This is a genomic window from Helicobacter trogontum (assembly GCF_000765905.2).
GTDB classification, from domain to species: domain Bacteria; phylum Campylobacterota; class Campylobacteria; order Campylobacterales; family Helicobacteraceae; genus Helicobacter_A; species Helicobacter_A trogontum.
This window is the reverse complement of sequence record NZ_JRPL02000008.1, coordinates 38,174-50,348: the sequence shown is the minus strand read 5'-3', so window position 1 is coordinate 50,348 and position 12,175 is coordinate 38,174. Positions and strand designations below refer to the sequence as shown.

Sequence of the window (12,175 nt, the reverse complement as noted above, 5' to 3'; positions counted from 1 at the left end):
AAAAGGTGGTATTTTGTATATATGTTCATTATTTATCACCAGTTAATCCGTTTTGCAATATTACAAGCAAAACAAGCACTTATAACACATCAGCCTTTTACACACTTTAACAACAGCAATATATGTAACCTAAGCCTAAGCAATAATGCAAATAGAGATGTCATAGCAAGAAGATTCTATATAAAAGCATCTTACGAGTCTAAAGGTAGAAGTCGTGCTAAAAGATGCTTTTATGAAGTAAGTTTTATGTATGGTTTTTTAGAGGTTATGAAACTTTTTAAAATACATTTATAGGCTGAACTTTTGAAAATATGGCTTTAAAATGGTGTGTAAAACATTACATTAGCTTGATATATGTGTTTCTTAAAAAAATGGAGAGGGCAGTATAATTCTATTTATTCTTGATAAGCATCTTTAAGATTTACAAATTTAATAATCCTATATTTCTTTTGCAATATTTCCTTAATTATCTTTGTATCTTTTTGATCAGATTCTATAATAACCTCACACACTGGCGAGAAGCTATTTTTATGCCCATCATATTCCACCTTTATGACATTATAATTATGTTTGGCTAAAGTCGTAAGGAACTCCGCGATTGCTCCTTGCTTGTTTTCAAATGAAACTATAACTCTAAAGCTTACTTTTGCATGTTTTGCCCATGTTACAAATAGCTGATTGATTCCTTGATTGATTCGCTCATTTGCTTTATTGCAGAGTTTATGATGCACGATTGCACGCTGCCCATTTTTTATGGCTACCACTGAATCTCCAAATTTTGGATGGCAACAATGATCAAAAATTAATTCACTGATATTTCTATTTGTATGTAAGATTAGGTTATCAAAAACCTGTTCCCGTAAATTCAGTGTTTTAAAACGCATGAATGCAAAGAAACTATTATCAATCTTATATTCTCTCTTAAAATCATTTGTAATCTCTTGCAAAAAAGCTAAATCTGTTGCTGCTTGTCCTATTCGATCTTCTAAATTGTGATTTCTTATAAACTCATCAAAGAACTTATGTTCTTTATCAAAGATAGTTGTTAAAATATTAATAGCCACCTTTTTGTCAATCTCTTTTATCTTGTTGTGGCACATTGTACGCATATGAATCTTGGCTTTTGAAGTCTTTACAGAATCAATCCAAGTGCAACGTGTTTGTGCGACATCACCTTTTTCTATTTTTACAATATCACCACTTTTTAACTTTTGCAATAAGGATACTCTTTGATTATTTACAAAGGCTTTTTCTGCCATATCTCCCACATCGCTATGCACTGCGTATGCGTAATCAAGGACGACAGATCCAACTGGTAAGCTAAAAGTTTTCCCATCAGGACCAAAAACTACAATGTCTTCTCTGTAGAGATCGTTTTTTGTTACTTCATAGAACTCTTCAGCACTCTTGCTTACACTGCTGCTTTCCTTCATGTCTTTAAGCCAGTTAAGATTTGGCGAAATACTGCCGCTTTTGTATTTCCAGTGTGCTGCTACACCCATTTCAGCACTTTTATGCATATCATAGGTGCGGATTTGAACTTCATAAACTGCTCCATCATCAAAAACTGTAGTATGTATTGTTTGATAGCCATTTTCTTTTGGCAATGCAATATAATCCTTTAGTCGTGATGGTATAGGATTTAAGTTGATATGCACTATACCTAAAGCACGGTAACAATCTATTTGATTCTTTACAATAATACGAACTGCAAGTAGATCTAGCATTTCATCCATACTAATGCCTTTTCTTTGCATTTTCAAGTATATAGAGTAATTACGTTTAATTCTGCTTTGAATTTCAAAGCTATCTCGCAAAAAGCCATTATTTAATAGAAGTTTTGAAATTTTTTGTGTGAAATCATTGAGACGCAATTCAAGATTTTGTCTTTTTGCATTTTTTTCTTCTTGTATTTTATTATAAGAGTCAGCATAGATATAATAAAAGCTCTTATCTTCTAGCTCGTTTTTTAATGACGACATACCAAGTCTATGTGCGATAGGTGCATACACAACAAGCGTTTCTTCTGCAATTCTTATTTGTTTTGCTGTGCTTAAGGCATCAAGTGTTAACATATTATGCATTCTATCACTAATTTTTATGATAAGCACTCTTGCATCTTGTATGCTTGCTATAAGTATTTTTCGAAAAGATAATGCCTGCACGACAAGCTTTTTATCGCTTGTATCTGAAGTGAGCTCTTCATTGCGAATTTCAACAATTTTTGTTAGAGCATCAACTAATGCGCCAACCTCATCACCATAATTTTCATAAACATATTCAAGCTCACATAATGTGTCCTCGACAATATCATGCAATAACGCGGCACAGATCATAGCCTCATCACCACCACAATGTGCCACAATACAAGCTACACATATAGGATGCACGACATAGGGTATTCCACTTTTGCGTAATTGCCCTTCATGGAATTTCTGTGCATCTTCTAAGGCTTTTACAATTTTTGGTGTAATCGTTTGCAAAGATTCTAATTGTTTTAGTGCATCATCTATTGTTTCAATTTGTGCTAAATTGTTAAAAAACTCCATGCAATAACCTTAGGTGTAACGATCTTTATCACGACAATGTCGTAAAATTTTACAATGTATTAAAGATGACTTGCAAGAGTTACTTTGCCATCAGCTATTTCTTGCAAAGCAATGTCGCATGGCTCCATTCGTCTTAGATAATCATCTGGATAGTTAAGTAATGGTTGTGCACCCACACTAAGCTCTTTAACTCTTGCAAATACTAGCACAGAAAGCTTGTATCTGTCGTTCCCTGTTTGTTCTAATGCTTTAGCGATTACTTGTTCGGTTCGTGTCACCATTCTATTCTCCAATGAAAATGATAAAGTGCTGCATTATAGCAAAAAAATATTAATTTATAGTATCTCGTTGTGTTTCTAGTTTTTATTTATCTATTGCAATATGCAATGTATAGGATAGATGAGTGTCATTCATATGTCTATTTTTCTGTTTACTTTTTGTCATACTGAAAATACAAAGTTCTATGAAAATTTTATCAAAACAATTTTTGGTTTTAAGAAGTATTACACTTTTGTATTATGCCTTATAATTTATTGATTTTTTGCTAAAATTACAGCATTATTTTGCATCTATATTATTAAAGGAGTAATTTTGATTTTTAATCCATATCCATTTGAACGACTACGAACATTATTAGAATCTTGTAATCCAAGTGCTAGTGGAGTTGGCAGTGATGGACTAAATTTGAGTATAGGTGAACCAGCATTTAACGCACCAGAAAAGGTGGTACAAACCTTGCGTGATCATGCTGATTTAATCCGCTATTATCCAAGTTTAGATACCAAGCTGCAGGAAGTGCAAAGAGATTTTTTCTACAAACGATTTAATATTGCATTACAAGAATCTGAGCTAATTCCAACATTTGGCTCAAGAGAAGTGCTTTTTAACTTTACACATTTTATTTTTACAAGTGGTATATGCAAAAAAGAGAATAAGCCAACACTCGCTTTCCCAAACCCATTTTATCAAATTTATGAAGGTGCACAGATTGCAAATCATGCTGATGTTATTTATATGCCTCTATGCGAACAAAATGATTTTAAACCCAAGCTTGTAAAATCTGATTTAGAGAAAGTGAGCATGGTAATTCTTAATTCACCAAATAATCCAACAGGGCAAATTTTGAACAAACAAGAGCTTATAGAATGGGTAAAACTTGCACTTGAATATGACTTTATTTTGGTGAATGATGAGTGTTATAGCGAAATTTATAAGGATGATGCTCCACCTAGTTTGCTTGAGGCGTGTGTGGCTGCTGGTAATACTTCGTTTAAAAATACACTTGTTATAAATTCCATTTCAAAGCGACTTTCTGCACCTGGTTTGCGTAGCGGCTTTATAGCTGGTGATTCTTGTATTTTAAAGGATTACAAAGTATTTCGTACTTATGTTGGCATTAGTATGCCTTTAACTTTGCAAAAAGCAAGTATAGTTGCGTGGCAAGAAGATGAGTATGCTCTAAGTATTCGTAAAAAATTTGCTAAGAATCTAGAAATCGCTCAAGAGATTTTTCCAAATGCTCGTATATATCCCTATACCTTTTATCTGTGGCTGCATGTTGCAGACACAAAGCGTGTGATACCTAAAGATTTTACTAGCGATATGCTTTTTACGCAAGAACTTTATAGTAAAACTGGGCACAAAGTGTTGCCTGGCTCTTTTCTTGGGAGAAATACGAGTGGAGTGGGATATGTACGTATAGCATTAACTCACGAGGAAGATAGAATGAGAAAAGTTTTGTTGGAGATAAAAGATTGTTACAATGATTTTATCTCATGATACATGAGAGATTGAAAATGCATACGATATCTATGAGATTAGCTAATCTCGCAAACAAACCACACAAAGAACAAATAAGTAATGCAGGGGGATTACTTATAGTATCGCCACAGACTTTTGCAAATTTTATGGCAGATTCTACATATACAAAGCACATTCATGTTGCTATAGCATCAGGCGTAGAGGCTGCGAAACAGGCAAGTCAAATATTTACAATGTGTTATCAAATAGCCTTGCAGAGTATAGACATTGAGATACACCCAACAGATTCTATACATACAGACACGATGCAATATTATACAAACTTTCTCCCAAGTTTTAAGCCTAAACATTTTTCTCTTGGAACAGATAAAGAAACAAAGATAGCACCGCAACCACACAATGAAGTAAAATCTAATATGCGTATGAGGTTTGACCAAGCAATAACAAAATTTCAAGATAAGCAAGCACAATTTGACAGGCAACATACAAAGGTAGTTAAGATGCAAGGACATTGCGGTTTTGAGGTGAATGTATGTATCAAAGCAAATGCACAAGTAGCACCAGACATGGAATCTATGTATGCCTTACAAACCACATTACTTAGTCTCTTTGGAATCTTCAAGCATGATGAGATGGCAGTTATCGCGCAAATGCGTTTAACGCGATAAAAGTTAATTCTAGTGCACTAACAAAATATAGCCACATGCCTCATGATATCTAATTTTTATTACTCTAATTGTTATATAAAGTAACACTTTAAATATAATCAAGTATATAATTGTAACTATTTTACAATAGTCTATAAACGATAAAAAGTGTATTTCATATACTTTTTATCGTAAAATAGGCTTTTTTATGGCAAATTTTCTAAGATTTAATAAAATTGTATTTTTTATTCTCATTATATCTCTAATAATAATAATTTTTTATCTAATATTGTAAATATGTAACATTTTATAATTTTTACAAAATAAAAAAGTGTATATTATTACCAATTTAAGCTAAATTTAATGTTTAACATGTAATTCTTATCTCGAGGATTTGGAAAATCCCCATAACTCTTGCAATCGCAAGCATTTCAACTTTATAGGATAGGAGAACGACATGGCAAGTATTTTTGAGAATAAGCAGTTTAAGGTAACACCCTCTAAACATTCCCCAAGGCTTTTGGAGATGGTTTTTACCAAGGAGGTTATTGCGCAGTTTTTAAAAGAGGTGGAACAATATCCAGTGCAAGCACTTGAGTATAAATCTTTCTTGCGATTCAGAGTGGCTGAGATTCTTAATAGATTGTGTGATAATAAATTACAGAAGGTATTGCAAAATGCACTAAGCAATAGAAAGCAAGGTGCTTTACTTGTAAATCCAGAAGGTATTAATGATGCAGCACAAGGCGATGATATGGTAAAAATTGCTACTGCATTTGTACATTTGATTGGTCGCTCAAATTTTGATGATATGACAGGTAAGTTTTATGCAAGATGGGCTGTTGTTAATACTGACAATTCAGATAGCTACTTGCGTCAGCCACAAAAACCTCTTGAATTGCACAATGATGGTACATATGTGAATCAAACTACAGACTATGTGTTGATGTATAAAATTGATGAACAAAATATGAAGGGTGGAGATTCTCAACTATTACATCTTGATGACTGGGAAGATTTGGATAAATACTTTAACCATCATTTGGCAAAACGTGTTATTAAGTGGTCTGCACCACCAAGCAAAAATGTAACAGAGGATGCATATCACCCAGTATTTGAAGTGGATACTGATGGTCGCCCTGTTATGTTATTTATTGATCAGTTTGCACAACCAAAAGATTATGAAGAAGGTACTTGGCTTGCAGATATGGGAGATTCATTGGAAAATAGCAAAAACAAGCTTTCATTCCCTGTGCCAGTGGGTCAATTCTTACTTATTAACAATCTTTTCTGGTTACATGGTAGGGATAAGTTTGAACGTCATGAGAATTTACGCAGAGAACTTATGCGTCAAAGAGGATATTTCTCATTTACCTCTAATCCTTTTAAAGCCTATCACGGATTGAAAAAAGCAGCTATATAATTTGATGATTGCTTGATGATATCTTAGTGAAGAATCTCACTTCCAAAAGTGAGGTTTGTTTATGGCATTTATTATATCTACTTAAATACATACAAGTGTTAGTTAAAAATATGTTGGGGCTAATAACTTTACCATATTCTTGAATTAAAATATTTATAGGTTCGAAATATTTTTGAATATGGTAAATCCCTTGTTGTGGTTTTAAATTAAAAATTCTAATTTTTAGTTGGAAATTTTGCGATGCACTAAAATCAGGATTTAAATCTTTAATATATACTTTTTGAGCTATAATATAGATCTTCAATATGGTTCTATATGAGTGAAATATGTGCTGAAATATGCTTTTACGAAGGAAAAAATATGATATATGATTTTGTTATTGTTGGTGGTGGTATTATTGGTATGTCTGTTGCTATGCAACTTATGGATGCCTATCCAGGTATGAAAGTTGCACTGCTCGAAAAGGAGGCGACTGCTGGACAACATCAAACTGGACACAATAGCGGTGTTATTCATGCAGGTGTGTATTATACTCCTGGAAGCTTGAAGGCAAAATTTTGTTTCGAGGGAAATAAGGCAACAAAAGCTTTTTGCGATGAAAATGGAATTAAATATGACATTTGTGGTAAACTTTTGGTAGCAACAACACCACTTGAGATGGAACGCATGAAGGCTTTGTGGGAACGCACAGAAGCAAATGGGTTGGAGCGAACATGGTTGGATTCTAAGGAATTGCAAGAGAGGGAGCCAAACATTACTGGACTTGGCGGTATCTTCTTTCCATCAAGTGGTATTGTAAGCTATGTGGAAGTAACACAAGCTATGGCAAGACGCTTTCAAGAAAAAGGTGGTAGCATCTTTTATAGCACAGAAGTTGTTGGCTTGGTAGAGCACTCACAAGGTATGATCATTCAAACTACAAAAGGACAATATGAAAGTCGTTATCTTGTTACGTGTTCTGGACTTATGTCGGATAAACTTGTGAAAATGTTAGGTATTACACCTGATTTTGTTATCTGTCCTTTCCGTGGTGAGTATTATCGTTTGCGAAGTCAACATAATCAAATTGTAAAACACCTTATCTATCCTATTCCTGATCCTAGTGTGCCTTTTCTTGGGGTGCATTTGACAAGAATGATTGATGGTAGTGTTACGGTTGGTCCTAATGCTGTGCTTGCTTTTAAACGTGAGGGATACACAAAGACTGATATTTCTATCGATGATATTGCAGAAATGATAACTCACTCTGGTATTAGAAAAGTAATATATAAGAATCTAAAAACAGGGCTTGTTGAAATGAAAAATTCATTCTGCAAAGGTGGTTATCTAAAGCTTGTGCAAAAATATTGTCCAAAACTTACAAAGGAGGATTTAAGTCCATATCCTGCTGGAGTGCGTGCACAGGCTGTGAGTAACTCTGGTGATTTGATCGAAGATTTCCTTTTTGTAAATACACCAAGATCGGTTCATGTATGTAATGCACCAAGTCCTGCTGCGACTTCTGCTATCCCTATAGGTGCCCATATTTTGGAAAAAGTAAAAGAAATGCTTGAATCATAAGGTATCTTACACTTTCTAGCATATATTTTTAGATATCTATTGCTGCTGGAAGGTAGATTTATATCTTGACAAATCACCAATCAAACTTGTAGTACAGGAGTTTTTATAGATTAGCGTTGGTTTTTGTTAAGTTTGTTTAACTCAATTACCAACTCTTTCGTATATAAATTGTGAACAAATGATGTAAGCTTTGTGTCTATGTTTATAAGCATGATGTAATAGCTTGATTTGTGTGAGCAAATAATAGGAAAGAGTGGCTAATACTATTAGAGCTCATATTATTAGATCAAACAATTTATACTTTTCAAATAATTATAGTTTCTTGAGTTGAGAGTATAGTTAAGTTAAGTATATGAATTATCATTCCCAGTTGTGTAACAAATTAGTTTATGTTGTTATTTATTGAGTGAGTAAAAATAAAAGTCGCATCTATTAATACGATGTAATGCATTATTACACAATATCAATGGATAAAAGAGGTTAGATTTCAAATATAATACCTTATTGTGTGGAAAGTGATTTGAATTTTATACATTAATGTAACACTTTAATAACTTTCATTATCGCTAGGGAATACCGCATTTTTTACATCATTTGCATAATTACGTACAGCATTTTTTAGCATATCTTTACCATCGCAATATTGTCGCACAAACTTAGGCTTAAATGCATCAAAGAAGCCAAAGGCATCACTCCATACAAGAATCTGTCCATCACAATGCACTCCTGCACCAATACCAATAGTAGGAATTTGCACAGCTTGTGTAATTTTTTGTGCAACACTTGCTTTTATTCCCTCGCAGAGTATACCAAAAGCACCAGCTTCTTGCATGGCGATTGCACTCTCTATAAGTTCATTCTCTTCTACCTCATTCTTACCCTTTACTTTAAAGCCACCTTCAAAACGCATAAATTGTGGTTTTAAACCAATGTGCGCCATAACAGCGATACCTTCTGTGCAGAGTGCTTTTACAACATCAATTTTATTGGAATCTACTTCTATCTTCAACGCATCAACATTACACTCTTTATAATATCTAAGTGCATTTGTTAAAGCCATTTTCTTTGTTGCATAAGTTCCAAAGGGCATATCACCAAGCACGAAAGAATACTTAGTTCCAGCACATACCGCCTTTGTGTGATAAATCATCTCATCAAGATTTGCACGTAATGTTTCATTCTCACCACCAAAACTCATCTTAAGGCTATCTCCAACTAAAATCACATCAACCTCACCATCAAAGATTTTAGCCATAAGTGCATCATATGCAGTGATTGCAACAATTTTTTCTTTACCTTTTTTTGCACGTAGTGTATTTAATGTTACTTTCTTATCTAACATACCTTTGCCCTTTTATGAATTTAAAATATTGTAGCATAACTTTAATGAAAATCATGTCGTAAGGCTATTGATGCTATAAAGTCTAAATAAATCAATCATAATTCACTTATAATCTATTTATTGTTAAGTCCATATCAATGATTCATTCGCAACAAAGGGAACTTATTAGCAATATTATGAATATAGTTAAGATATAGTTAAATCATATATTTACAAAGCTTTTTTGTGATGATTTATTTTTTAATATATTAAATCCACTTTATATGAAAAAGACAATAAAGATAAGTCTTTATAAATCATCTTGATATTTAATTAAGATAGTATTTATATGCTTATAAAATTATGCTTTTCTTGCACATTGTTTTTTATAATGAATATCTGGAAGCTATGCATGTAAGAGATAGATTTTTAAGATTTTTAATTATGCTTAACAAATTCATATAGAGTGTGCCCATTAATATTTGATTGTTCGTTATAATTGCAAGATTATAAATGTAAAAGGACAAGTATGCAGACAATAGCTATTGTGGGTTTGGGAAACATTGGTGCAAAATACGCAATGACAAGGCACAATATTGGCTTCTTAAGTCTTTACGCACTTACACAGATCATTAATAATCCTTGTGCGTTGGATGATTCCTTGACGTATCAAAATACTGAATTTCTACTTGGGGATATTGAAGGGCTTTTACGTAAGCAACAAAAAGATATAATGCAGTGGCAGGAACAAAAGAGTATGCAAAGCTTACAATCAAGACTTAATCTTAAAGATTTTGTTAGGGTTTTAGAGTATTTTCCTTCCTTCTTGGCACAACTCAAATTTTTAAATCCACACAAAAAGCATTTAGATAGCTTTTCGTTGCAAAAGATTTTTAGAGAGAAATTGGCAAATTTGTCAAGTAACTATGAGATTGTATGTATCGCTCCAACAACTTTTATGAATAGAAGTGGCATTGCACTTCAAAGCATTGAAAAGAAATGCAATATTGCACAAATGATTGTTGTTTATGATGATTTAGATACCCGCTTTGGGAATCTAAGCTTTCGTTATAAAGGTGGAAGCGGTGGACATAATGGTTTGAAGTCAATCCATGAGTATGTGAAAAGGGATTATTTACGTATAAAACTTGGTATTGGCAACAACATAATATTGCATGACATGCTAAACTCTCTTATGCATAATGATGCACATATAAGTATAGAATCTTTTAGAACACTCTTTTATGAGACATATTTAAAGAGGCTTTGTCTGCACAACATATTTAAAACAAAAAGTTTCTTCAAAGTTATGGAATCTAAGATTTTTGGAGATAATAATTTAAATTCTAATGATTATCATACGTGGAAGAATCAAATATCTAATCTAGATTCTCAACAAGATTTTTCATCTCATGCTCACAATAAAGCTCATCTAGAAAATGGTAAAAAATTAGATTCCAAGGAAGCTATATCAAGTCATTTAGCATTTACTCAAATGACTGAAAGTCCATGTTCGCATGATAGTCTAAAATGTATGGTTCATCCAAACTTAACACTAAGTGCAGATTCTATAAAAAAAGAAGATTATGAAGCTGTCATGAAACTCTTTTGTTCACATCAAAAGAGTGGGAAACAAGAGGTTGCTAATTATGTGCTATCACCCTTTAATGCACATGAAAAAAGACTTTTAGCACCTTTGTTAGCATATAATGGACTTGTAGTGATGGCTACGTTATTTGAGTGGGCTTGCAGGGCTAGTAGTGTATCAGTAAATGCAGATTCCATGCAATTAAGCTTCATGCCCCTTGATCCTTTCTCTGTATTGCTAAAATGATGTATGACTACAATAAGGATACTTAAATGTATTTTTAATCTTATGTGATTTTTATCATATTTTTTAGTTTATAGCACTGCATTAAAACATGCCATAAGTTCCCTACCTAAGTTGGATTGAAACTCGTCATTTGCTTTTATACTTTCAATAATCTTGCCTTCTTCCATAAGCATGATGGTTTGACAATACTTGTGTGCAAGCATAAGATCATGTGTAATAAACAAGAAAGTTGTGTTGTAAGTTTTTTGCATATTTAAAAATAAATCCCATATTTCTTCTTGCAGTTGGTAATCAAGCCCAGAAGTCGTCTCATCCAGAATGACAAATAGAGGCTTTATGAGTAACATTCGTGCGATACAAATCCTTTGTGCTTGTCCACCAGAAAGCATTTGAGGGTAATGATAGAGTATATTTTTTGGCAAGGCTAATTGATCTAAAAGTGGATATATTTTTTGCAATTGTGCTGTCTTATTCTTTATGTTTAAAAGATAGTTAAGTGGTTCTTGCAAATGCTCTAAAACATTATATCGTGGATTAAGAGATCCTAATGGATCTTGAAATAAAATTTGCACCTGTTTATAAAACTCTCTTCTTTGATGAAGATTTTGTAACTGTATAACGTTGTTGTGAAAAAGTATTTGTCCGCTTTGTGGCTTTTGAAGTTGTGCGATAATTTTTGCTAAGGTGCTTTTCCCACATCCACTAGGACCTATGAGCGCAACATTTTCATCTTGTTGCATTTGAAAATTAATATTGCTTAGAATCTGTTTTGTATATTTTTTAAAAAAGGTATTGTATGTGAAAGTGTGATTGATATTGCGAACTTCTAGTAACATGATTTTCCTTAATTTTGTGAGATGTTAATAAAAATGAAATCTATTACATCTAAAACATCTAAATTTTTAAAATTTCTTGGAATTATAATAACAGATATAAGTCATTAATATGTAATTTAGCATAAAAAATAGGATATAATGCAGTATTTAAAATAGGCAACCACTAGGGAATCAAAATGCAATGATACTTAACCAATCGTAGAAATACACTAAAGCTTCAAAGTAAATACAATGTATTAGGTTG

General features: G+C 32.8%; 10 protein-coding genes. 6 read left to right on the top strand and 4 right to left on the bottom strand.

Annotated elements, in window-relative coordinates; genetic code table 11:
- Positions 1-21: 21 nt before the first annotated feature.
- The gene (locus LS81_RS04850) at positions 22-294 is read left to right on the top strand and encodes a hypothetical protein (RefSeq protein WP_034346014.1); all 273 of its coding nucleotides are present in this window, start codon (positions 22-24) and stop codon (positions 292-294) included.
- Positions 295-395: 101 nt separating this feature from the next.
- Here LS81_RS04850 and LS81_RS04845 read toward each other — a convergent pair whose 3' ends face one another.
- Both LS81_RS04845 and LS81_RS04840 read right to left on the bottom strand, forming a co-directional pair.
- The gene (locus LS81_RS04845) at positions 396-2,549 is read right to left on the bottom strand and encodes a RelA/SpoT family protein (protein WP_034346012.1); all 2,154 of its coding nucleotides are present in this window, start codon (positions 2,547-2,549) and stop codon (positions 396-398) included.
- Between the two features lie 59 nt (positions 2,550-2,608).
- A complete protein-coding gene (locus LS81_RS04840) occupies positions 2,609-2,830 on the bottom strand; it encodes a DNA-directed RNA polymerase subunit omega (protein ID WP_034316554.1) in 222 nt (73 codons plus the stop codon).
- Positions 2,831-3,140: 310 nt separating this feature from the next.
- On the opposite strand from LS81_RS04840, the gene LS81_RS04835 reads away from it, so the two are divergent.
- From LS81_RS04835 to lhgO, 4 genes are all read left to right on the top strand, one after another.
- Entirely contained in the window at positions 3,141-4,328 is a 1,188-nt protein-coding gene (locus LS81_RS04835) for a succinyldiaminopimelate transaminase (RefSeq protein WP_034346011.1), read from the top strand.
- Between the two features lie 32 nt (positions 4,329-4,360).
- Positions 4,361-4,978, top strand: a complete 618-nt coding sequence (locus tag LS81_RS04830) for a cyclic pyranopterin monophosphate synthase MoaC (protein WP_233715937.1) — start codon at positions 4,361-4,363, stop codon at positions 4,976-4,978.
- Positions 4,979-5,414: 436 nt separating this feature from the next.
- Positions 5,415-6,380, top strand: a complete 966-nt coding sequence (gene glaH, locus LS81_RS04825; protein WP_034346009.1) for a glutarate dioxygenase GlaH — start codon at positions 5,415-5,417, stop codon at positions 6,378-6,380.
- A 360-nt stretch (positions 6,381-6,740) separates the two neighbouring features.
- Positions 6,741-7,940, top strand: a complete 1,200-nt coding sequence (gene lhgO, locus LS81_RS04820; RefSeq protein ID WP_138069874.1) for an L-2-hydroxyglutarate oxidase — start codon at positions 6,741-6,743, stop codon at positions 7,938-7,940.
- Positions 7,941-8,487: 547 nt separating this feature from the next.
- On the opposite strand, the gene panB is transcribed toward lhgO, so the two are convergent.
- A complete protein-coding gene (panB, locus tag LS81_RS04815; RefSeq protein WP_034346006.1) occupies positions 8,488-9,282 on the bottom strand; it encodes a 3-methyl-2-oxobutanoate hydroxymethyltransferase in 795 nt (264 codons plus the stop codon).
- Between the two features lie 508 nt (positions 9,283-9,790).
- Between panB and LS81_RS04810 the strand changes: the two genes are divergently transcribed.
- Positions 9,791-11,095: a hypothetical protein gene (locus LS81_RS04810; RefSeq protein WP_034346004.1), complete on the top strand. Its 1,305-nt coding sequence runs from the start codon at positions 9,791-9,793 to the stop codon at positions 11,093-11,095.
- 68 nt (positions 11,096-11,163) lie between these two features.
- On the opposite strand, the gene LS81_RS04805 is transcribed toward LS81_RS04810, so the two are convergent.
- Positions 11,164-11,931, bottom strand: a complete 768-nt coding sequence (locus tag LS81_RS04805; protein ID WP_034346002.1) for an ABC transporter ATP-binding protein — start codon at positions 11,929-11,931, stop codon at positions 11,164-11,166.
- Positions 11,932-12,175 lie beyond the last annotated feature (244 nt).

Bases quoted from the DNA above. Each gene is read 5' to 3' on its own strand.
- LS81_RS04840 (WP_034316554.1), bottom strand. From the start codon at position 2,830: ATGGTGACACGAACCGAACAAGTAATCGCTAAAGCATTAGAACAAACA.
- panB (WP_034346006.1), bottom strand. From the start codon at position 9,282: ATGTTAGATAAGAAAGTAACATTAAATACACTACGTGCAAAAAAAGGT.
- LS81_RS04805 (WP_034346002.1), bottom strand. From the start codon at position 11,931: ATGTTACTAGAAGTTCGCAATATCAATCACACTTTCACATACAATACC.
- lhgO (WP_138069874.1), top strand. From the start codon at position 6,741: ATGATATATGATTTTGTTATTGTTGGTGGTGGTATTATTGGTATGTCT.
- LS81_RS04845 (WP_034346012.1), bottom strand. From the start codon at position 2,549: ATGGAGTTTTTTAACAATTTAGCACAAATTGAAACAATAGATGATGCA.
- LS81_RS04850 (WP_034346014.1), top strand. From the start codon at position 22: ATGTTCATTATTTATCACCAGTTAATCCGTTTTGCAATATTACAAGCA.
- LS81_RS04810 (WP_034346004.1), top strand. From the start codon at position 9,791: ATGCAGACAATAGCTATTGTGGGTTTGGGAAACATTGGTGCAAAATAC.
- LS81_RS04830 (WP_233715937.1), top strand. From the start codon at position 4,361: ATGAGATTAGCTAATCTCGCAAACAAACCACACAAAGAACAAATAAGT.
- glaH (WP_034346009.1), top strand. From the start codon at position 5,415: ATGGCAAGTATTTTTGAGAATAAGCAGTTTAAGGTAACACCCTCTAAA.